The 24,103-nt window shown below is 54.9% G+C and carries 11 protein-coding genes; 7 read left to right on the forward strand and 4 right to left on the reverse strand.

Going from position 1 to position 24,103, the window contains the following annotated elements; all coding sequences use genetic code 11:
• Nucleotides 1-197: 197 nt before the first annotated feature.
• Together AC5DDB_RS10540 and AC5DDB_RS10545 are read left to right on the forward strand one after the other, a co-directional pair.
• The gene (locus tag AC5DDB_RS10540) at nucleotides 198-1,478 is read left to right on the forward strand and encodes a Gfo/Idh/MocA family oxidoreductase (RefSeq protein WP_491739677.1); all 1,281 of its coding nucleotides are present in this window, start codon (nucleotides 198-200) and stop codon (nucleotides 1,476-1,478) included.
• 484 nt (nucleotides 1,479-1,962) lie between these two features.
• Nucleotides 1,963-2,853, forward strand: a complete 891-nt coding sequence (locus tag AC5DDB_RS10545) for a uracil-DNA glycosylase (protein WP_491739678.1) — start codon at nucleotides 1,963-1,965, stop codon at nucleotides 2,851-2,853.
• A 12-nt stretch (nucleotides 2,854-2,865) separates the two neighbouring features.
• Here the strand turns inward: AC5DDB_RS10545 and AC5DDB_RS10550 are convergent, their stop codons facing one another.
• Complete coding sequence (locus tag AC5DDB_RS10550) at nucleotides 2,866-4,590, reverse strand: rhomboid family intramembrane serine protease (protein WP_491739679.1); 1,725 nt, start codon at nucleotides 4,588-4,590, stop codon at nucleotides 2,866-2,868.
• A 94-nt stretch (nucleotides 4,591-4,684) separates the two neighbouring features.
• The gene (locus tag AC5DDB_RS10555) at nucleotides 4,685-6,547 is read right to left on the reverse strand and encodes a hypothetical protein (RefSeq protein ID WP_491739680.1); all 1,863 of its coding nucleotides are present in this window, start codon (nucleotides 6,545-6,547) and stop codon (nucleotides 4,685-4,687) included.
• 236 nt (nucleotides 6,548-6,783) lie between these two features.
• Between AC5DDB_RS10555 and AC5DDB_RS10560 the strand changes: the two genes are divergently transcribed.
• From AC5DDB_RS10560 to AC5DDB_RS10580, 5 genes are all read left to right on the forward strand, one after another.
• The gene (locus AC5DDB_RS10560; RefSeq protein ID WP_491739681.1) at nucleotides 6,784-7,941 is read left to right on the forward strand and encodes a formylglycine-generating enzyme family protein; all 1,158 of its coding nucleotides are present in this window, start codon (nucleotides 6,784-6,786) and stop codon (nucleotides 7,939-7,941) included.
• Between the two features lie 372 nt (nucleotides 7,942-8,313).
• Entirely contained in the window at nucleotides 8,314-11,781 is a 3,468-nt protein-coding gene (locus AC5DDB_RS10565; protein ID WP_491739682.1) for a hypothetical protein, read from the forward strand.
• An 8-nt stretch (nucleotides 11,782-11,789) separates the two neighbouring features.
• Complete coding sequence (locus AC5DDB_RS10570; RefSeq protein WP_491739683.1) at nucleotides 11,790-18,407, forward strand: hypothetical protein; 6,618 nt, start codon at nucleotides 11,790-11,792, stop codon at nucleotides 18,405-18,407.
• Nucleotides 18,408-18,454: 47 nt separating this feature from the next.
• On the forward strand, nucleotides 18,455-19,084 hold the full coding sequence (locus AC5DDB_RS10575) for a sigma-70 family RNA polymerase sigma factor (protein ID WP_491739684.1): 630 nt from the start codon (nucleotides 18,455-18,457) through the stop codon (nucleotides 19,082-19,084).
• Nucleotides 19,085-19,107: 23 nt separating this feature from the next.
• The gene (locus AC5DDB_RS10580) at nucleotides 19,108-20,826 is read left to right on the forward strand and encodes an outer membrane protein assembly factor BamB family protein (protein WP_491739685.1); all 1,719 of its coding nucleotides are present in this window, start codon (nucleotides 19,108-19,110) and stop codon (nucleotides 20,824-20,826) included.
• On the opposite strand, the gene AC5DDB_RS10585 is transcribed toward AC5DDB_RS10580, so the two are convergent.
• Both AC5DDB_RS10585 and AC5DDB_RS10590 read right to left on the reverse strand, forming a co-directional pair.
• Nucleotides 20,820-22,556, reverse strand: a complete 1,737-nt coding sequence (locus AC5DDB_RS10585) for a CRTAC1 family protein (protein ID WP_491739686.1) — start codon at nucleotides 22,554-22,556, stop codon at nucleotides 20,820-20,822. The two genes, AC5DDB_RS10580 and AC5DDB_RS10585, sit on opposite strands and share 7 nt — an antisense overlap.
• Nucleotides 22,557-22,639: 83 nt before the next feature.
• Nucleotides 22,640-24,004 carry a TAXI family TRAP transporter solute-binding subunit gene (locus AC5DDB_RS10590; RefSeq protein WP_491739687.1) on the reverse strand — a complete coding sequence of 455 codons (1,365 nt, stop codon included), beginning with the start codon at nucleotides 24,002-24,004 and terminating at the stop codon, nucleotides 22,640-22,642.
• Nucleotides 24,005-24,103: the final 99 nt, after the last annotated feature.

Here is a 24,103-nt window from a genome sequence, read left to right on the forward strand (position 1 = left end):
GGTGAACTATGCCAAAACCGTCTGCGGGATTCAAGGGACCCAAACACCGATTCCAAACCATTTTGCGACGCCGAACCTTTCGCTTCGCGGAAAGAGTTTTCTCTGCGGAAATCGAACGGAGACACGTTTGCAATCAACTCACGGACCCGCCACACTGAGTGGAATCGTTCAGAAAAAGCGTCCGAAAGGAAAAGTGAATGTCTCAAACCACCTCCTCTTGTGGGGTCGATCGTCGTCGCTTTCTCAAAGCCAGTGTTGCCACTGCCGGCGCGATTGCGATGCCAATGTTCGTTCCGGCGACCGTCTTCGGAGCTAATGAACGCATTGTGACCGGGCACATTGGTGTTGGTGGACAAGGACGCGGAAATCTCGGCCGGTTCATCAAAAATGCCGGTGCGGTGTGCGACGTCGACCAGAATCATCTCGCCAAAGCTGCGAAGATGGTCACCGACAAAGGCGGAAAGTGCAAAACATTCACCGATTACCGAGAACTGCTCGACCAGCCGGATATTGATGCTGTCGTCATTTCCACGCCCGATCATTGGCATGCTCTTCCGACGATCCATGCATGCCAAGCTGGGAAAGATGTGTATTGCGAGAAACCACTTTCCTTGACGATTGGCGAAGGTCGGGCAATGGTGGAAGCGGCTCGTGCTCACAGTCGTGTCGTGCAAACCGGTTCGCAACAGCGATCCGCCGACAACTTTCGTACTGCATGTGAGTTAGTGCGATCGGGCCACATCGGCAAACTTAAAACTGTGCTTGTGGGAATTCCCGGACCGAACCACCCTGGCGAACCGGTTCCGAACAGCGAACCGCCTGCCGAACTCGATTACGAATTTTGGCTGGGACCAGCGAAATATCACCCCTACAACAAAAAGCGAGTGCACTACAACTTCCGGTTCTTCCGCGACTACTCTGGCGGGCAAATGACCAACTGGGGCGCTCACCACATCGATATTGCTCAATGGGGTATGGGCACTGACGATACCGGCCCAATCGAAATTACCGGGGAAGGCACCTATCACCCTCAGGGTTGGCACGAGGTAACCGAAACTTGCCGAATCACTCACCGCTACGCAAATGGCGTGGAGATGATCGTGGGCCAACGCCAAAAGGACATTCCAAATGGAACAACCTTCATCGGCAGCGAAGGCAAGATCTACGTCAGTCGTGGGAAGCTAAGTAGCGAACCGGGTGAGATTGTGAAAAACGGCCGCAACGAAGGAGACGTGAAGCTGTACGTGAGTGACAATCACACGCAGAACTTCCTGGATTGCATCAAATCACGTGAGAAACCGATTTGTGACGTCGAGATTGGTCATCGTAGTGCGACAATTTGCCATCTCGGAAATCTGGCAGTGCAACTTGGACGTAAGCTGCAATGGGATCCGGAGGCAGAGCAGTTCTTGAACGACGAGCAAGCCAATGGCGAATTGATCCGGGCTTATCGAAGCCCCTGGTCGCTCGAGTCGTAACGGTCTCGGAATTCTATGAGGTCAGACGCTGCGGCCTCCATGCCGCGGTGCTGACTGAGAACTTCAAAAGATGTCTCTTGTCTCAGGCACTGATTCATCGCGTGAACCGCGAGTTAATCAGTGACGATAGTGATTCTTTCTGCAATTCATCCGTTTGCTCGGTTTGCTCAAACAGTTGGTTCTTGCCAGGCAATATACAGAAACATGAAACCGCTGGTGACTGCTGTCGCGTAAATCGTCAACATCTCAAAGTCAAAAAACATGGGTGTCTCCTTTCATCCGTGATAAGTGACGAGCGTGTGCTCGATTCCGTTGAAATGCTACGTTTGCAAGTGGTGTGCCAACTCGTTTTTTACTTGTTGTCAACAATTTGGGGAAACTGCGGAGAATTCGAAAGTTTTGGAGCGGCCAAACTGGCAGGCGATCACCCAGCTTGATCTACAAACTGTCATCTGAGACGATATCTGGCAGACATGAGTTTGGGATGGATGAGAGAACAATAACGACTTCGGAGCTTAGGCAAGCTTTACGCCAGCAATTGGAGAGTTTGCGACGGGCCGGTGTTACGCATCTGCCCAGTGCGGATCGGGCGTTGTCGTTTCCAGAGATCGACCCACACGAACCGGATGTGGAAACGCCCCCGGAACTGCAAACCCCAGCGAAAGTGCAACCGCATGTGGGTGTAACACAGTCAGCGTCGGCTCCAGTGACACCAGTTGCCGAGCCTGCCACAACGACATCGCTGTTCGGTGATGTGACGCCAGTCGGCGAAACGAGTTTGGCGAATTGGGGTGAAGTGCCTGAGCCAGACCGCCCCGCTGCACTGGCGAAACTTGCCGACCGCGTCGCTGCGTGTGTCCGGTGTCAGGAGTTGGCGGAAACCCGTACGCAGACGGTGTTCGGTGTGGGGAATCCATCGGCCCGGTTGATGTTCATCGGCGAAGCCCCCGGGCGTGACGAAGACGAACAAGGCGAACCATTTGTGGGGGCCGCCGGGCAGTTGTTGAATCGGATCATCAAAGCCTGCACCCTGACCCGTGAGGAAATCTATATCTGCAATATTCTCCGGTGTCGTCCGCCGATGAATCGAAACCCGACCGACCAGGAAGCTGCGAACTGTCGAGAGTACCTCGAAGGGCAAATCCGCATTGTCGCGCCGGAGTTTATCGTGTGTTGGGGGTCGGTAGCTGCACGGAATCTGTTGAACACGAAAAATTCGGTGGGCAGACTACGACAACAGTTCTTTACCTACGGTGAAGCACAGGTAATGTGCACCTACCATCCCTCGTATTTGCTGCGGAACCCCGCGGCGAAGAAGGACGTGTGGGAAGACATGCAACTGCTGATGCGGAAGATGGATATCCCGCTCCCATAACCGGAAATCGGCTCAAAGTCGTTCGCCAATTACCGCGCTGTCGACAGAGTCGGCATCGACCGGCGGTGCGGAAAGTTCTTGCAGACGGATTTGGCCATCGGGGTCGAGTCGGTTTTCTCCAAGGAACTCCAAAGGCAACTTCAGCGATTGATCGAGCCTCATTGCATTCACGACGTCTTCGTCAAGAATGCCCAATCGCCACTGCCATCGCATACTTTCCACGCCGAATTGTTGATCGACGATTCGACGGGCACGATGTCGTCGTGTGTCGGAAGGCAACCGCTGCCAGACTTCGCGAGAAATTCGAAACAGTTCCGGTGAATCAGGGTTTCGGTGCAATTCGTCGATGATCGCTTCCCACGCCCACAGCAACTCACCCATATTGCGGTAGTGTTCGATCAATTCTCGGCTCGGCACGAGTGTGCGATACCACGCCCGTTGGGTCAGCGGGAGACGCTCGGCCATTGTCTGTAACGCCGTCTTGCGGTCTTCCGGTTCGGCAAGTTGAGACCAAACGTCTTGGGCTAACCTCTCCACTTCGCCGGTGCGTTCGGTAGAGAATGGCGTTTCGCCAGCATACCCGACCAACGATTGCCAAGCATCGTTTGGCTGAGCGGTCTCGATGAAATGTTTCGCCAAACTCAACGCGGGAATAAGTTGTTGACGCGAAAGGTCCATCGCGGGCAACACGTTTTTGAGTTCTGACAACGCGCGGTTTCGAGCAGCTGCCGTTTGGAATTCTTGCCAGATCTGCCGGGCCAGTTTCGTTGCGTCGGCAAAGTTTTTGTTGTGGCGATATCCGCGAAGAATGGTCGTCCATGCCTGCTCAAAATGCCCGTTCTGCATTTCGTGTTGGGCGATCGAATACCAAGGCCACGCAAGTTGCGGATCACGTTTGGTGGCGGATACGAGGTGTTCGATTTTGACCTCAGCATTGTCTGCACTGGTTGCCTTCCACCAGTGGTAGCGACCGCTCCAAACGGGATTGGATACAGCTCCAATTCCTAGCCAAATGGCAGCGATTGTCATGATGACGGCGAACCCTCGCCACGTCCGACGTGCTGATCTACCAACGAGAAGGAACCCCGCGGTCCACCCCAGCAAGATGCCGCACAAATTGGCCAAGTTGTCCACTGGCCAGTTTGGCAATGACTCAAAAAACAGCCCCGCGAGTAACGCAGTTAGGAAGACAGTCGTCATCGTCGCTGAGAGTCGCTTGGGATCGGCGACTTGCGTGGATCGTAACGCGGTGGCGAAACCAAATAGCAGGAAGACGACACCCGCTAGACCGAAAGTGTTTCGTGTTAACAACCAGGTCGGCCAAAATGATTGCAACAACAGCCGCGGCAACGGTAACGCGAAGATGCCGAACAGAATCAACAATCCGAAGGTTTTTCGATCAATCTGCGGCTCAACAATTCGCCCCAAGTATGCGAATCCCAATATGGTCGGCAGAAGTTGCCAGATCGACATGTGGTGCAGCGACGTCAACGGAATTCGCCACCAATCGCCACGCCATAAATCGAATGGTCCTTGCAACTCCGGATAGCTTGCATCCACCTGCCAGACGAGTGCTCCACATGAACGCAGTGATGCAGTCATTGGCAAGTCTTGGCCAAGATGGACGGCCAATGTCGCGAGGTGTAAACCCACCGCGACCACGATCACCGAGACAGTGATAGGACACGACGACCAACCGAACGAATAGGTTTCGGAGCGAGACTGCGTTGCCGTCATGTGTTCGAGATCGTTTGACAGTTTCCCGTTTCCGAAACGAGCGAAGTATTGGGCTGCCCCGTGACGGTCTGATTATGTTGCAATGTCAACAGAGTTAACGCGTCACACGATGCAAACCGGCGGCTTCGGCAGCGGGTTCGGGATCTTCATACGGTAGTGATTTCAGAAACTCGACAAGATCTGAGATTTCTGTGGGATCGAGATGGCTTGTGCGTCCGTGTTTGTCGTCAGGATTCGCTGTGGTGAGCACATCCTGCAATGTTTCCGCAGTGCCATGGTGCAGGTACGGCGCGGTGCGATAGACACCAAGTAGCGTGGGGGTGTCGTACGCCGGTCCCATGGTTTCAGTCGGGTCGTCTAAACCGGTGCCGACATCATGTCGAACGAATTCACCGCTGGAATTCGGATCCCATCGTGAGTCGGTCAGCAATGGCCCGGAATGGCATGTCGCACACTGCGTTTCTTTCGAAAAGAATAACTCACGCCCACGCTTTGCGGCATCGCTAAGACCACCCTTCGCGTGCGGGCTGAGCGGGAACTTGTGCGTGTTGGCGTAGGCAGAGAGTGCGTCGAGATCCTTGGAAAGACCGCGGTTCGAAGTTCCCAAGGCATCGTTCAAGCGACCGCGTAGTAAGCCTTGACCTTGCATGAGTTGTCCACGAATCGTGTGTTCGAAGTCTTGGACCTCATCCCGGTCGGCGGACCAGTGAATCGGATGCGTCCACGCCATCCCCGCCAAAGACTGCGTGTTTCGCAATCCTTCGGGGTTTTGCCAGGTGCGACCGTCCGCATCGCCATCCGGGTGACAACTCGCACAGGCAATCCAACGACGTGATGCCATCGGCTGCAACGCCGAGTAGAACAAGACTTTCCCTCGCCAGATTTCTTCATCGAGCGGGTTTTCGCATACCGGGATTCTCGCGAGAAGCTTGTGATTCGCGGTGGAATACACGGTGATGTTGAAATCGAGAGCATTGTAAACGTACAACTCTTGACCGTCAGGCGAGACCTGGACATCACGGGGGTTGCGACCGGTTTGGAAGTAGTCGTGATACCCGAGTTCACGGTAGTCGTCGTCGACGACCTCACAAGAGAAGATGTCGTCCGTACCGGAAAACACGACATAGTACCGTGACCCGTCCGGTGTCACTGCACCTGCCCAAGGGTTCGCGGTCACAAGGACGCCGCGAAACGAATCCATCGGCACCCGGGCTTTTCGCCGGTCGCGGTCGGTTCGTGTGTCCAAGACGGTAATGTACGGAAAAATCGAGCCGTTCCCGTGATTGGCGGAAACTTTCGAACGAATGTGCGGCACAAAGACTTTCGGTCGCGTCGGGTGCACTACGAGTTGTCGTGCCAGATTGTCGGTACTCGCTCCTGGCCATTCATCGATGGCTTCGCCGGTTGCCAAGTCGATTGCACGCACCGTTCCGGTGAGATACTCAGTGACAAAGATCCGATTGGCAGACTCGTCGATCGCAATCCCACGAGGAAATTTCCCGACGTGATACGTCCGTGTGATCTTCGCCGACACTGGGGAGATGGCGATGACTTGGCCAGGGTACTCAAGCGTCACATAGATGCGTTCGCCGTTTGAGCTGGTGACGATTCCGTAGGGTTCGTCGAAGACTTCAATGCGTTTTTGGATGGTGCCCGAGTCGGTGTCGACGAGAACAACCTCATCGGTCGCGTAGCATGCGACGGCAAGTTGATGTGTGTCGCCGACAAACGAAACGCCTTCCGGTTTTGGTCCAACCGAGATTTCGCGAACGGTTTTGCGGGTTTGCAGATCGACGATGGAGACGGTTCCGTTGTCGCGATTCGAACATGCTAGCCAACGGCCATCGGCAGCGATATCCATGATCCGGTTGGCGGACGCAGCCCACCCTATCGCGGGCAGCAGTGTTGCCCAGAGTACCGCTGCCAGCGAACCATAAACGCGGGAGAGCCGATGCATATCCAAAATCCTTTGTTGGCTCGAATCGGTTTCATCGATCGGAAAACTCGTCCCAGAGTAGCAAAACCTTGTCGCGTTCTGCAAAGATACGAGAACACTGATGGGCATTTTGGAGATTTCCGTTGGAATCGCGACAGGACGCCAGTCCATCGGTTATCATGGACGAAGTGTCTCCGTAAAATGCGAAGACTCCGAGATTCATCGTTTGTTTCGATTGAGAAGTAATCAGGCTCGCCATGTCCATTCGTCACATTGTCCTGGCTTTCGTGCTGACGTTTTCGTTCGGATTCCTGCTGTTTGCAGCCTTCGGGCCGACAAGGTTTGCGGATGCGGATTCGAAAGAAATTTCCCCGGAACCCCAAGCCCCGGTGGAAAGCGAGACTCGTGAACGATCCACCAAATTGATCGTTGAAGAACCCGCCAAAACGCCGGACGGAATGGTCTGGATTCCTGGCGGACAATTCATGATGGGGACCAATGAAGGCAAGCCCGACGAAGGTCCAGTTCATCTCGTGGAACTCGACGGGTTTTGGATGGACCAACACGAAGTGACGAACCGCGAATTTGCAGCATTCGTCGACGCGACCGGTTATCTCACCACTTCGGAACGGGAACCCGAGTTACTCAGTATCAAAGCAGACTCGCCTTTGAAGAACTTGGAAATCCGCCCGGATATGAACCTTCCAGGCTCGATTTGCTTGAACACGAAGTTTCAAGCGGGCGATTATGATCCGTCCAAGGGCGCCTACAGTTGGTGGTCGTATATTCCCGGGGCAAATTGGCGTCATCCGAGTGGGCCGGATTCATCGATTGAGGATCGTATGGATCATCCGGTTGTGCACGTTTCCTGGCCGGATGCGGTCGCTTATTGTGAATGGGCCGGCAAACGGCTGCCAACGGAAGCGGAATGGGAATACGCCGCCCGGGGGAATCTTTCCAAGAATGTCTACCCGTGGGGCAACGAACGCAATCCCGATGGAAAATGGCTGCACAATATTTGGCAAGGCGATTTTCCAATCACGAACTCCGCGGACGATGGATTCGAGACCACTGCACCGGTTGGAACTTTTCCGCCGAACGCCTACGGACTGTACGATATGTCGGGCAACGTCTGGGAATGGTGTGCTGATTTTTACACACCGAACTACTACGCGAAGTCTCCCCGTCGCAATCCGATGGGGCCGACGGCCAGTTATGATCCGCAGGAACCCGATATTATCAAACGGGTTCAGCGTGGTGGTTCCTTTATGTGTAGTGATCAATACTGCATCGGCTATCGGAACTCAGCGCGGATGAAAGGCGAGGCGGACACAGGAGCTTTTCACACCGGGTTTCGATGTGTCATGACACCGAGCATGCGAACCCCAGCCACGAAATCGTCGTCAAAAGACTAGTGACAATTCCGCAAAAGCGATCATCGGGTACAGAACGATTTGGAAAGGTTGGACGGATAGGCAATTCTTGCTTTCTCGTTCGGCATTCATAGGGTAAGATCAAAAGGAGAGTCGAGCACTCTGTCCATCGCTCATCGTACGGCTCATTCGGTGGGCGAGTCTTCTCGAAACCCGTCTGAGACACGCGGGGTATGGGCTTGAGGCCCGATCTGTGTGTTGGTTCCAAGCGTTGCTTCCATTGTGAAATGACATGTCGACAAGCTTCGACGAGTACGCCAACAAGCGTGTGAGCCAAGTTCGAAACCCCGTCAAATTTCCGTGGAAGATCCGCAAGATCTTGCCCTCAATGGACTGATAGTCACGAGTTTGATCGTGCCGAATTTTCGTTGCCTACTTACGCTGGTTTGGTTGGCTCTGGGTCCGTCCCTGGTCTGGGCCGACGACGCTAGTCCAGTCACGTCGTCCAAACCGAAGTCATCAGCGGTTCCGACAGCGAGTGACCCGCGGAAGTCCGAGTCACAGGGTGAGCACTTCATCCTGATGCAAGGGCCGAACGGGCAATTGGTTCCTGTGCCGGCTGACGCGGAGTTGCGAGAATTCCTCGAATGGAAACGGCATCGGCCCGCGAAAAGTACCGAGCCGGAATTCTCCATCGTCGATATGATTCTGGAGGGCACCGCGGATGACGACCGAGCGACTCTCACCGCGAAAATGACGATCAAAGTTTTTCCGGACGATCGCTGGGTTCAAGTTCCGTTAGAACTTGGGGAAGCCGTGATTCGTTCCGGCGAACACCGCTTCGGTGAGACCGAAAATGCTGCCGGCGAAACTGCAAAGGTCAGTTCCACGGAGAAAATGACCGGTTTTTCCGGTTATGATGCTCAGCACGGTTACCACTGGTGGCTACACGGGCACGGTTTGCACACCCTGGAACTGAAATTGTTTGTTCCGATTCGTCGGCAAGGCAATACACGACAACTCAAGCTCGCGTTGCCGGCAGTCGCCGCGAGTCGCCTGAGTCTTTCGCTTCCGGTGTCGAGTAACCGGATCGCAATCCCCGAGGCAGCCGGGCGTGTGATCGAGACGAAAGCGATTGATGCCAAGTCGACAGTGGTTGAGATCTTTGGTTTAGAAAAGTCGTTAGATTTCAGCTGGCAGATTCTGCCAAACCCGAAACAAGTCCGTACCGTTCTCCAAGCCGAGACCACGTTGCGGGTGGAGCCGAGTGAAGAAGCCGTTTTGCTGCGTGGTCGGCAATTCATCGAACCGCTGCAAGGGAGTTTTCAGACCTTCGATGTCACGTTGCCCCAGGGTTTTGAGTTGTCGCTACTCAAAGTCAATGGAGAGCGATATCAAGCTGCCCCTTCGGAATCGGGACTGGTGACCGTCAATCTCGCCGAAGCGACCACAGCGCCAGTCCAACTCGACTGGATCCTACAGTCACCGCTTAACGGTAAAAGCGAGATTACGATTTCGGACTTCAAGGTCCGTGATGCTCTGCGTCAGACTGGGGAAATCGCGATCGCTGCGTATGGCGGTTATCGTGTGGTGAAAAAAAGCGGACTCGACGTGCACCGTGTGAGTGTCAGTCCTGCGAGTGACGGTGTGGAACTCGTCAGTGCCTATCGTTTTTGGAAGCAACCGTTTCGTCTGGAGTTGGAGCTTCAACAGATCGAACCGGCGTACTCGGTGCGTCCGTTGATGTTGCTCGATGTGTCCGCCAAGAAGGTTCGCTTTTACGCCGATTTTGAAGTCGAAGTGTTCCGAGGTGTGGTCGATGAATTGACGATGTCTTGGCCTCGGCTTGCCGAGCAGAAGTGGCAGATCGACCCGACAGATTTACCTGGCGAAGTCGAACAGTTCCAAGTGGATGCCGAGAACGATCGAGTGATCCTCAAACTCGCAAAGACGTTGGTGGCAGGGAACCGTTTGAATTTGCCGATCTCGGCAGTTCGTTCCCTGACAGACGAGCAAACGAGTGGCACACCGCTGACCTTGCCGAGATTTGCCGCCCGATACCAAGGGCGACCGCTGTTGATCTTGGCGGAACGTGACTTGGTCGAAGCAAGTTTGAAGCCAACCGCGGAGACGTCGCTACAGTCGGTGTCGATGTTGCCGGCTCAGTCGTCTCAATCCAAGAGACTCGAATTGATCTACGAGTCGATGCGACATCGGTTTTTTCATATTCGCTCAGACATTGCAGAGTTCAATCTTCAGGTCGTGCAGCATGCAGCCGTCACGACCGTTGAGCAAGATGTCATGATCAATGTCGACCGCGAAACGCTGCAGGTGACACAGCGGAGCGAATTCGACATACCGTATAAGCGCGTAAGTTCTTTGGAATTCCGATTGCCGCTCGAATACCCAATCGACTCATTTCGCTTCTCTGTCGGTGGTGCTGAGGTGACGGCTGATTGGGATGAAGACATTACACTTGGGGAGCGAATCGGACGGTTGCAGTTCCCGTTGCAGGTCGAAGAGTTCAACGTCACGATTCGGTATCGGCAGAACTTACTTTCAGATTCGGCCCGGTTGTCCACGCGAGAAGTCAGGGTGCCCCTGCCCCGGTTCGTCAACGTCGAAGTCATGGGCGTTTCCATCGAAACAAATTCACCATTGCCGTTGGATTTGAAGGTTGCCGAATCGATTAACGTCGAGCAACTGGCTGCGAATACGAATCGCATTTGGCAACTTTCGACACAGCCGAAAGAGATTCTGCTAGATTTCGCAACCGGCAATACTGTGCAAAGTCATGCATTGCGGATCGAACGGTTGTTAATGGAGTCGCAAGTATCCGCTGACGGCACAGTCCTTTCGAAGATGACGGCACTGTTGATCGAAGAACCCCAGATCGATTGGCAGTTGAAATTCTCCGGCGATGTCCGTGTGGGGCGAATCCTGTGGAATGGGAAAACCGTACCTAGCTATAACCAGAACTTCGATGTGGCCAAAGACGCGGGAATCCTCATCGATACGAGTGCATTGAGTGCCGCCGATCAAACTGGCGCCACCGGCGGGTATATGTTGACCGTGGAGTACGAATCGCGATCGAGCACGTTCCAGCGTTGGGGCGCCGATTCCGAATTGATTTCCCCGCTGTTTCCGGAATCGGTTTGGGTGGGACAGACGGCCTGGGTCGTCGATTTGCCACCGACGACATCGTTGCTCGGTCCGCCGGAACATTACAACGCCGGCTATTCGTGGACACGCCGCGGTTTTCTTTGGTCTCGGGAGAGCCGACCAGAGTGGGAATCACCTCAGAGTTGGATTACCGGGCAGGCGGCGAATTCCGAACCGGCTCCGAAGAACCGTTTCGTGCTGACACGAATTGGAGTTGTCGAACCTTTGCAAATCACCATTTTGAGCCAATCACTGGTTGTGCTTATCGGCGCGGGTGTGGCGTTGGTGATTGGTTTCCTTTTCATGCAGGTTCGAGCGATTCGCAATATGCTGACCATGCTTGTAGTTCTCGTGCTTGTCGCTGTTGCATCCGTTTGGTATCCGGGACCGGTGGCATTATTTCTGCAACCTGCGATTCTCGGATTGCTACTCGCGGGGCTGGCTGGAATTATTGATTTTTGGTCGCGTCAACGTCGGCAACCTGCCGTGTTGACGTTGCAGTCCCCGAGCGGATATTCACCTGTGAGCGGTGTCTCGCCGAACCGGCCGATACCCGCATTGGGTTCCGAAGACCCGACGGCAATCCGTGTGGGTCCGGTCCCGCAGCAAGGTCCGTTGGAAGACGCACCTCAAAAGGCGTCTCCGCCTCAACGCATTGCCCCGGCACCGAAGCCCGAAAGTGGCATCGTTGCGTCTGCCGAATCTTCCGGATCACATTGAGTGCTGAAATGGACTTTTTTGTAGATCACGGCCAGAATCTTCGCCACCGTTTTGCTCGGCTGATGTTGGCCTGTCTTGTTGTCGCATGGTGCCCGGCACTGCAGGCAGCGGATGCGGTTCCCATGGCCGGCTTGCGAACCTTGATCGTCCCAGCCGATCAACCGCAGAGTTGGCCGCAAGCTGAGTGGGAAATCGTTGAACGAGACGAATTCGATCGCGTACTTCGAGCGAATACGGCCGAAAAAACGCAAGACGATTCCGCACGAATTACCGCGGCCCAGTACGAAGCGAGTTTTGTCGATAACATGCTTCAAGGCGGACGGTTTCACGCGGAAGTGATCACCAGTTCGGCTTCTGATTCACTGTTGCCGATGGATTCATTTGGCTTGGCGACGACGAATCTGTTTTGGCAGAACAGCGTCCTGGTTTCGCCGGAAACCTCGGTCAAATCGCCGAAAGAACAAGAGGCAATCCTCGGGCGAATCCGGACCGGCGGGCTGCGTTTGATCGTTCCCCGGGCAGAAGAAGGAGTTCAAAGCCGGACATTGGTAGGATCGTGGTCACTCGCCGGTCACGTGAGTGAGGATTCGGTAAGTTTCGAGGTCCGATTGCTGCCGGCGATCACGAATTCTTTGACATTGACGTTGCCGAGCGATCACAAGCCGATCGCTTCGACAGGAGTCGTTACCAGAATCAGTCAGCCGAACGCGGACGCTGGGACATCACGTTGGCGGATCGATTTGAGTCACGCGAATCGGTTGGAGCTTCGGATTCAACGAATATCGCAGGAGGTTGCTCGATCGTATATCGTCGCCGAACGTGAAATGAGTTGGGTTTTACAGCCGACGGAAGCTCAAATTCAGGCCCGCTTCGACGTGTCGGTTAGTGATCGCTCTGTGACGTCGCTCGAATTTCTCGTTCCGGATTCCGTGCAACTCTACGCCGTGACTTACGGTGGCGAATCTGTCTTGTCATGGCGGGTTGCGTCGATGGCGAATCAGAGGGGCCAACGTGTTTCTGTCGAATTACCCGAACCGTTGATTGGAACTGGCCGTCCCTTGCGATTGTCCGGTCTGACCACGCTCTCTGCGATGACCGATCGACCGATGCCGACAATCGAACTGGAGAATTCCGCGTTGCTGGCATCGCGAACCAATTTGGCGATTTCGAATCAATTGGAAATCGAACGACTGGAAGCCGACGGATTCCGGCAAACCAAGACCGCTAACACCCCGAGTGGCCAGTCGACGTTCGCGTTCGAGCAAATGCAACAGAACGCCGAAATTCGCGTGCAACTTTCCAGTCCGGAACCCAAGCCATCCGTGCGTGTGGTGAGTTGGTTGGATACGCGGTCGAGTCATTGGCGGCTGAAATCGCAGGCTACGATTTCGACTCACGCGGGACAAACATTTGCGGTTGTTTGTCGATTGTCGAACGAGTGGGAACCGACAGACATTCGTAGCTTGTCCGGAGCGAAAGTCGCGCACTGGGAACTCGGCGACATGACCGGCGGGGAACGACGAATCCACATTGAATTTCGGGAAGCAGTGACGCCGGATAGCCCGATGGAGTTGCTGATCCAAGCCCGTCGCTTGCCGACTTCAATCACAAGGCAAATTCGCCTGCCATTGTTGCGTGCGGAAGATGCCGCCGCGTGGAGCAGCGTTGTGGGCGTGACCTCCGAAATGGATCAGGAACCGCGATTGGTCAGTTCCGAACCTGCGAACGTGCGGATCACGAAACCGCAACTTCCGACCTACGCAAACACACCGTTGTTCGAAGATGCGTACAAGTCCGCGGCGGATATCCAACTGTTCCACTTTCGAACCCCAACCGACCATGCCGACCTGTTGTGGGAACATACGGATGCAGCCTTTACAGCCACTGCGAAAGTTCAGGCCGATATCCACGGACGAGAACTCCGCGAGCAAATGTTGATCGCGGTTGATCCAGCGCAAAGTCTGATGACAGGAATCGACCTTGCGTTGAGGTCCCCTGCTAGTGATTGGTCTTGGCAGTTGCTGCAAAACGACCAAGTCATCCGAACCCTCGATCCAACACGCCACGCCCACATTCCAAGTGCCCACGGCCGAGACCGCTATCATTTCCGTTTTGATCCGCCAGTTTCTGGTGAGTTCCAAATTATCGGTACTGGCTCATCAACGTTTGCGGAAGATGCGACGGTCGAACTACCGCTCCTCCCCAACGCTCGCGAATTTTCGGGCAATGTCGAACTGCAATGGCCAAGCAAAGGGGGCCGAGTTGTTGCAGAGCAGGTGCGAGAAATCCCCGCGATCGACACACAAGATGAAACTCAAGACCATGTTGTCCGAAGGTTATGGGCGTACGACGAGAGTGCGTCTCGTCTTACGATTCATTTTCCGCCGAAGTCCGCTGCGGGAAATCGTTCGTCGCTGGCGGAATTGAATGTCGCTTCGGTCTGCAGTTTGGGAGCGACCGGTTGGGATCGACATCGCGCGGTTTATCAATTCTACAATCCCCGTGGAGGCGAGCCACAACGATTCCGACTGCCAGATGACGCACGTCTCGAGACAGTCCTGGTCGACGATACGAACCAAGCGGTCACGAAGATCGGGCAGGACTACGAGTTGCCATTTTCGAATATTCAGGGAATGCGATCGCTTGAGATTCGTTATCTCATCCCGTCCCACGCCTCGCGATTTCGTGCAAAGGTGATGGCGACATTGCCGACGATCGACGTAAAAGTAATGCGGTCGACATGGGACGTAACCACGCCCTCCGATTGGGAACTCAGCGGAGGGGGCACGCCGAGTAAGTTCGAGACGAGAAACCTTCCGACGATCAGCCAACAATTCTTCGGACCATTAGGACTGCGACAAAACGAGACGATCTTTAATCCGTTCTCTTGGACGGATTGGCAATCGCTCCGTGATGGACAGGGGGAAAACGACGGAGACGCACGGCGGTCGCGTTCGCTGGACCCTGCCTCACCACCAGACTGGATCACGCGACAGTTTACTTCCATTCACACGGAGTCTCCCGAACCGTTGGAATTTGTCCAGCGACCGGCGTTGGTTTTATTGCAATGGTGGTTGCTCATTTTCTTCTGTCTCACTGGGCTGACAATACGGGCCTTTCGGCGGTCGGGAATGTCGTGGCTGTTCGTGATCTGTTTCTCCTTCGGCATTTCGGGAAGTTGGATTCTGCCCGCAGTTTATGCGCCGTGTTGTGGAGCAATCACGTCGGGATTAATCCTGGCAACATTGCTACCCATTGGCTGGCTGCTTCGAAGTTCACGGCGTACCGATTCATCGGAGTTTGACGTCGAGGTCGGAAGCACGGCGACGATACAGCGATCCTCACTGATCCTGCGGTTGATTCTCGTCGCAACCGCTTACGGTCTTGTGCAGGCATTCGAAGCTACCACGATCACCGCTGCCGAACCCCAGAAACCAGGACCCCAAGACGTTCAGATTCTTCCGCAAGAATGGGATGTGTTGTTCCCCCAAAGTGAACAGGGCGACCCGTTAGACTATGTGTATGTCCGCAAATCGCTTTGGGCCGATTGGGTCAAACCCCGTCCGATTGACGAACCGCCACGTTATCTTCTCACACGATCCGACTTCGCAATCGAGAGCACGAATGAAGCGGTGTTGAACATCGTGGCGAAACTCACGGTGGTTCCGTTTGATAACGACGGCTGTCTCGTAACGATCCCTTTGCCCCGAACGCGACTCGCGGCACGTGCCGATTGCTTGCTTGATGGAGAGCCATGTTTTCCAACCACGAACCCCAAAACTGGTGCCTTGGAAGTTGAAATCCCCCGGCGAATTTCGTCTGGACCGGCGATTGCAGAATCGAGCCGGTTCAATGCGTCGACTCGGTTAGGGACTGCCCCTCACGAAATCCGACTTCGGCTGCGAGCTCCGAACCTTATCGATGCAACGCAAGGAAGTCTCGAACTTAAGCTGTTGCGAATCCCGGAAACGAACGTTTCGATCGCGTTCACGAAGCCTGTTGCTTCAATTGCAATGGATACCGCCGGCGGCACATGGATGAGCCAGTCTTCAACCGACACCGTGAACTGGAATCTCGGACCGGCAGAATCGGTCGAGCTGAGTTGGAATTCCTCCTCAGCGATTACGGGAATTCAAAACCGTCGGAAACTGACCGCCCGTGGAATCGTGACTGCTCATCCGTTGCGGACTCAGCATGATTGGAACCTCGCGATTCAATGGGAAAACGAGGCCGAATCCTCATGTGTGGTCTGGTTGCCTCAGCAGGCCAAGGTCGAAAGTATCACGGAAGCAGGTTTGGCGAGTGTGTCGGATGAAGTTATCAAGCAGCGACGGCGAATTCGATTGGAATTCACTTCACCGCCGAAAACGAAAGCGTCGATCGGTCTGAAGTACTCGTTGCCCGCGAAAGTTGACGAGAAATACCGGACAATCTTGCGGGATGATTTTCCGTTGCTGCGACCGGATTCGCCGGACACTTCGGAGACCGATTATGCCATTGGTGTTGCTCCGGTAACGGGGTATGATTTTGTGCCCCGGCCGATGGAATCCGCGCCTCCGACGAAACTTCTGCCGGAACGTTTTCTCTCGGAGTTCAATGCAGAGTCTGCGCCGACGGGTAAGCGGGTTCCACCCGAAGCGATTTATCACATGGACCCGAACTCGCGAGTGGAGTTTCAACTCGTACCGAAACAGCCCCGCCGACAGGTCCGCCTTGAACAAGCCGGTCGGCTTCGAGATCGCGAATTGTTATGGGACGTCAGCGGTGAGATTTCCCTGACGAATGCAGCGGCCTATCGTCACATGCTTCACGTGCCCCGTGAATTGCGAATCGATAGCATCTCGGTTCTTGAAGACGAGACCGAACGTTTGGCCCGGTGGTCGCGTTCGGGCGAATCCATCACATTATATCTCAGTAACGGATCGACCGGAAAACAACGGTTGCAGATTCGCGGCCATCAAACGATCTACCCAGACACCGAACACGCGTTTCCGGTGGTGTCCGTATTAAACGCTCGGCACGAGGATACGACAATCCGATTGTTCAGTGACCCAAGTCTCGATGTGCGAATCAACGATTCCGCTCATTCCGGAGAGACGAAAACGCTGACCGGCGGCGAATCGGAAAACGGCTTGAGATTTCTCGCCGAGCTGACATGGACCCATCAGCCGATTGAACCGAACATGGGAGACGAGGGGCCGTCAGTGCCGAAGTTTCGTTACTCGGATCGGCCGTTGGAGGTCCAAGTGGATTTGGCGACATCGGCAGCCGTCGCAGATAGTACCGACCGTTTGGCCGTGCAATGGCTCATGCGACTCGTCAACAATGACTGTGCCGCTCGTCCATTTGCGTTTACTCTCCCACCAGATGTGATGTTGGAGAACGCATTCTCATCCGATGGTGAAATGGTAGCCGAGTTGGAACAAGAAGATCACGAGGTTGGGAGCAAAACTTTTCACTTGGCTGACTCGTTGTCCCCCGGTGAAATGGCCTACGTGCTCCTCGAAGGCACGATACCGAAGCCGTCGCAAACCACCGTAGAACTTCCTCAGCCGCAACTTGTCGGAGGTGAGTTTTTCTCACGGGTTGTCGCCATTGCCTCTCCATTGTTGATGGCAGAGACGGAGATTGACCGTCTCACGTCGCCAAACTGGCTCGAAACATTGCCCGACTTGGAGTTTCCCGCCGATCGTGAGCTTCTTGAATTGTCCGGCGGGCAAAAGCCGACGGTCGCTGTTGCATCGGTCGATCTTCGTCGAGGCATCCCACCCATTGTTGAAACCGAAATCCATTGGCTGGGCAACCGCACCATTTCGGCAAAAACACTTGTCGTTGTGCCAAGTGGGCCTTCGACGACTCTCGATTTCAGTTGGCCCGAACACGCGGAACCTGTCGGGGTGCTGTTCGACGACCTCATCGCGTTACCGGCGGAAATCCAAGAGAACCAGCTTTCAATCGACTTGCCATCAAGTTCCACGACACGCATCCTTGAAATCGTGTGGCATCAGACGATTCCACAACGAGTGGGTTCCATTTCGGACTCACTGGGAGAAGCCAACTGGTCGATTCCACGACTCGTTTCGTCATCCGCGGAGTCTCAAGGAGTTACCTTGTTTGCAGGAGACGCGGTCCGGCTCATTCCCGCACGACCGACATCACTCGACGAAGCCGAGATGAGCGAATTATCGGAGTCGTTCGGCGAACTGCTAAGCGATGCTCCGCAAGCCGATGGCAAAACGGTTCGGAGAATCCACCAGCTTCTGATGTTCCGCGAGGACATGCAAACCGAATCGTCATCTGCAGAGCGGGGCCTAGTCGCTAGCTGGGTGATTGCTCCTGAACGACCACTGCCGCGTGTTTGGGTCCTTCAGAAAACCACAGAGCGGCTTGTTCTTGGAAGCCTGCTGTTTCTCGTGTTGGCAGCGGCGTGTGGATTGGGTTTGATGGCTCGGCGACAATGGATTTTACCGTCAAAACTCATGTTGGTTTTGCTCGGGTTAGTTTGGTGGGCATGTTTTCGGTGGAGTTACATCGGCCTGGTCATTCTGGTGATCGCGGGCGTTCTGGTGTTCTGGAAAGACAAGTCCGATGAGAGCACGTTGGAAGTCCCCTCGGTCAGGTATTAGACTGACGACATACCGCAACTTGCCAGACCCGTAGGGTTCGTGATTTGATGTGGCCCGATTCCGAAGAAACTCAACATCTCCTCCAGCGTGCCAGTGCCGGTGATCCGCAGGCCGTCAACCACTTGATGGAGCGACACCGGCAATCCTTGCGACGCATGGTTCAGCTTCGCCTTGATCGAGCACTCGCCGGACGTGTCGATGCGAGTGATGTCGTCCAAGACGTGTTACTCGAAGCGAACACGCGGCTCAACGATTTCATCAACGATGGTGGAATGCCCTTTCACCTATGGTTGCGACAGCTGGCGAAAGACCGCATTATCGATATGCATCGTCGTCATCGTGGTGCACAACGCCGTTCGGTGGATCGCGAGGAAGCGATGGTTGCCGGTGGTAACGCAGATCGCTCGGAATTCGACCGTGTAGCCGGTCTGGAAGATCGCGAACTCACGCCGGCCGCAGCATCCATTCGCCGAGAATTAGAAAGCCGATTCTTGCGGGCACTCGGCGAGCTGAACGAGGACGACCGAGAGATCGTCATGATGCGACATTACGAGCATTTGTCGAACAGCGATGTCGCCACCGCGTTGGGTCTCAGTCCCGCCGCCGCCGGTATGCGGTATTTACGCGCGCTGCGGAAACTCCGATTGGTGCTCGGAGAACAGGCATCGGGATCGTAAGCGAACCGCAAGAAAGACATCGCATGACTGGGCCAGTGTTCCACGCATCTCTTTTGGCATTTGTTCAATCCCTGGCATTCGGGATCATTGGCTATGCGAACGAGGTACGTGCGAGCGAACGACCTGCGTTTGCGGAGAGACCAGACGATGTGTTCATCGCTCGTTTGCGATCGGCGGGAATCACTCCCACCGCGTCCGGTTTGCGGAACTTTTTGTCCAACGTCACCGCCACACCCGAGCAACGTCGTGTTGCGAAGAATTGGATTCGCCAACTCGGTAGCCCGTCTTACAACGTCCGTATGCTCGCGATGCAAGAGCTGAAACAACGGCGGATCGCGCTCGCACCGGAACTGATGGCCGGTCAGACAGACCCGAACTCGGAAATTGCTCTGCGATGTTCGCGATTGTTGCACGACCATTATCCCGATCTCCAAGACACGCTATTCATCGCGGCGTTGGAAACAATTGTTCGGCGGCGCTATACCGGGTTACTCGAGCCCATCGAACGCGTTCTCGATCATTCGCAGTCCACAGATTTGTTCCGTGCCGCTATCGATGCCGCAGTCGCAACGACGACGACATCGGACATTGACATTCTACGGGACTGGTTAAAGTCTCCCCAACGGACCAAGCAGATTCTCGCGATTCATGCCCTCGGTCGGCATTCGCCTGATGCATCCCGCGATGTGTCCGAGTTCCTGAACCACGACGATCCCGCTATTCAACTTTCCGCCGCCATTGCAATTGCACGGCAAACGCCACAGGACAGTCTCGCGACCGGGCTGCGGTTGTTGGCTGCGGATGACGCGTGGATTCGTAGCGATGCCGCGAGATTATTGCGAGACCTGACTGGCCAGAAGTTTGGCTATTGGGCCTATGCTACGCCCGATCGACGTGCAGAGGGCGTCAGGAAATGGTCGGATTGGTTGGCGAATTCTACTTCGGAACAACCTTTGAAACCGTTACCAGTATCTTGGCGATCACGCAATTGGCTTGGTCAACGTCTGGTTTGTCGTTGGCGGGCGGATACACTCGAAGAGTTCGATCGTCATCAGCGTTCGGATTTTTCCATTCCGGGATTCAAATATGTCTGGGGATGTTGGGGGACGCCACAGGGGCATCGCCTGGTTTGTGATTACGATTCCAAATTCGACACGACGTGGAAGGCCGTCCTCGAATATGATTCCGCCGGCAACATGATTTGGAAACGCGACAACTTGCCGGGCGATCCCACCTGTGTTCAGCGACTACCGAATGGGAATACGCTAGTCGCGATGACTGACCCGCATCTTGTGGCCGAATACGATCCCCACGGAAGATTAGTCTGGGAATTCCCGATCAATGGCCGACCCACAACGGCCCAACGACTCCCCGATGGAAACACATTGGTCAATCTGCAGAAAGCTCAACAAGTCGTCATGATCGACCCGGCGGGGGCTGTTCATGTCTTGCTCAAAGATCTCCACGGCCCCTACACCGCTGAAATGCTCGACAATGGGAACATTCTCGTGACCGAGACGGCACGCAATCGGATCAGTGAGTTCGATGCTTCCGGGAAAAGGGTTTGGCTATTGGAAGATCTGCAAAGCCCGGCTCAATCCCAACGACTCCCCGACGGTAACACCTTGGTAAGTGACAATCGCGGCTTGCTCGAATTTTCGCCGAGTGGCGATCTCGTCCGTCACTGGGCTTTGCCGGTTTCAGGGTATGCATCGGATCGGGTTCGGTTTCACTTTTATTGATCGCCGGGTTTCACGAGCAATCGTTGGTTCGCGGCGACGTTTCTCAGCATTCGTGTCTTCAGTGGCTTGGAACCTGCGTCACGACTGGGGTATGTGACCAGGACATCGCATTGTTCTCGTGATCCAAGGCCAAAATGGGCGAACGCTTCCTGCCCGGATGCGTATCCAAAACCGACTTGAATCTGTCGCGAACCAATTAGGGACTCCTCATCACCGACTTGGCCGCTCTCATAGAGGTCAATCCGCGAACCGATCCCCATGCGATTCACTCCGATGGGGCCGGTCACTCCCACATCTAACCAGTTGCCGCCGTCCGTTTCGTTGCGAAGCAACATTGACGAGGCCTCCGGCCACCAACTTGCCAGGAACAAGTCCAACCGGCCATCGCGGTCGTAGTCGCCACTTGGCCCAGGAGCGGTATAGATGATTTTCTTCTCTGCGATCATCTTCTCAAAGAATCTGCCCGAGCCCTTGGTGTTCCGATCAGATTCGGTCGGGAAATCGTTGCTCGCTAAAGCGGACTCCTCGAACCGAGGGACACCGTCGGAATTCCCGACATTGCGAAAGATCAGCGGATGTGGTTTTTGATCCGCGAACTTGACGAGACTTGTATAGATATCCGGTCGACCGTCATTGTCGAAGTCCTGAATTTCCACATGCGGTGCTTTTAACGGCAACGGCTTCAATCCTGCTGCTTCGGTGACGTCCTCGAATTGCGGATGCTTGTTTGCGTCGAGGCCTCGATTCAGATACAGGCGATTCGCAACTGGCGATTTCCACGGCGAATCAAAATGTTGACCGATTACGATGTCTGGCAAGCGATCGTTGTTGACGTCGCCGATCGCAACGCCACACACCATGTTATCACCCTTCGCCTGGGGCCATGCAAACTGTTTTCGCAAGGCTGGCGGTTCATGGAAGCGGCCACGACCGTCGTTGATCAGCAGCACATTCGCCAGGGTCGATGCCAAGAAAATATCCGGCCAACCATCGTGATTGAGATCCGCCGACGCCACACCCAAACCCGCGGTCCCTGGGGGCAATCCGGCTTCTGCGGAAACATCCGTGAATTGCAGATCGCCGTCATTTCGGAACAGTCGAGAACTATGAGTTGGCGATCCGTTGTACCCTTTCAAAGGATCTTCGCCGACGAGCAAATCGAGCAGACCGTCGCCGTTATAGTCCAATACGCACGCACTCCGGCCACCGAACGCGAGCGGACAGGCACCGTTGTTTTGGGAAATGTTCTCAAAGTTGCCTTCGCCAGAGTTCTGGAATAACGAGCAACCGGCGATCGGATGACCGACTCGTTCTGCCAGCCGGCTTCCTTTCGGTCCCGGCATGCTGGCGACGTACAAATCGAGATCGCCATCATTGTCGAAATCCGCGAACAGAACGCCTGTCGCTCGGGTCGAAATTCGTAGTGCGGAGTTCTCGTCGACGACAAACTGACCATTCCGATTACGAAGCAGCAAGTTCGGTGGCGTATCCGCGTAATGAAACGTTCCGATGTAAAGCTCGGGCCGACCGTCGGCATCGACATCGCCCCACGCTGCACCGTGTCCTTGAATGCCTTTGATGTAGGAACCCAAACCCGATTCTTGGGTGACATCCCGAAAGTTCAACGAGTGAGATTGGGCGGCAACGCGATCGGAATCCGTCAGTTGCAACCAACCATAGACAGCGAAGAATAATAAGACGACTCGTAATCGGGTCAGCGGGAACGTCATGATTCAGGTTCCTATGCGAGGCTCATTCGGACTTCGCCCAGCATAACATTCCCGACTGTCATCGTCGCACGACTGGAAGGAGTTCACTGATTCGATTTCATGGCGTTCAACTGCATTTGAATTCGGCGTTCCACGAACTCAATGTGCAAACGCAGATTGTAGAACTCTTGCATATAAGAAAGGGGAACCGACCGGGCAGACTCCAATTCCTTTTCCATTTCATTCAGTGTCACCAAGTGCGACTTAAGCGTATTCGGATCGGCATTGGGCTCGGCATACTGATCGATCTTTCGCAGGACCTCGTACCAACCATAGATTCGCGACCGAATCCGCCAGCGGTAGATCGGGGGCGTGAGCTTGAGCAACGGCAAAAACAACGCGACGAACGGTAGCAGAAACAACTTTCCACGTTCGACAGCGGATGCGACCCAGAACGGCAAAAAACGCTGGAGAAACGGTGGGCCCGTGTCTAAGAATTGCCTGGCGGAATCGTTGAGTTCGTGTTCGAGATACAATCGCGATGGGAACTCCTCACGCGAGACGGTCACACCGGCTGACGCATTCACCTTGCGAGCGGCTTGCAACAGTAATGGCACGAACGCATCGTGAAATTCCTCGGTACACACCAGCATGGCCGCCGGTGCGACGAGGTGTGCGTCTCGGTCGGGGATATCATGTGCCAAGTCGATCACGCCCCGCGAAATCTTCACGTTCGCCAGAAACGGATATCGAAAGGCATACGCCTCATGTCGCGCCAGACTCAATAAGCGGACCTCCGGGTCCGCCAACAAATCGCTGATCACCGCGGACTGAGGCGATCCCACGAAAATCGCGGCATCGATCTGCCCATTTCGCAGTTCTTCCGCAGCTTCGCTACCGCCAATCGGAACGAACTCGGTGGGCTTTTCCTCAGAGATCCCATTCTCACGAAGCATCAACCGTGCAAGTGGTGCCGTGCCACTACCTTCCGGGCCAATCGCGATTCGTTTCCCTGCAAGACTTCGCAAATCGGTCTGAACCTCATTGCCCAACGTAAAGACCCAAAACGGTTCCAGATAGATACTCGCCAAACCTTCCAATCGCCGTTGGTCCGGCTCGGCAGGAGGACTGGTGCCGCCTTGAGCAAAGGCAAGATTGACGTCATTTTCCGCCAGCAATAGCTCGTAGTTCTCGATCGAACCGGCCGTCTCGCGGACGGTCAACTCGATTCCACTCTGAGCGAAGATCGCTGCATACTTCTGAGCCACTTGATAGTAGGCACCGTCCTTGGGACCGGCTGCGATTACAAATTGCGACGGGGGTGCCGGCTCGACAAAATGCCAAGCCACCGCGAACCCTGCGATCGTGAGCAACGCCACGAAGGCCCACATTCTCCACTCGAGATTGCGGAACTCGTCGGCAGAGTCCGTGACGCTTTCGAGGAACCGTCGCTTTGCGTTGCGTGGCATCCGTACAGAATCCTTTCGTGAGGAGCAGTGACTGCGGTATTCTGCCGGATCGCATGCACTGAGTAAAGAACGCGTAACGGTCGAGACTCGCGGATTCGG

The organism is Thalassoroseus sp. (genome assembly GCF_984380535.1).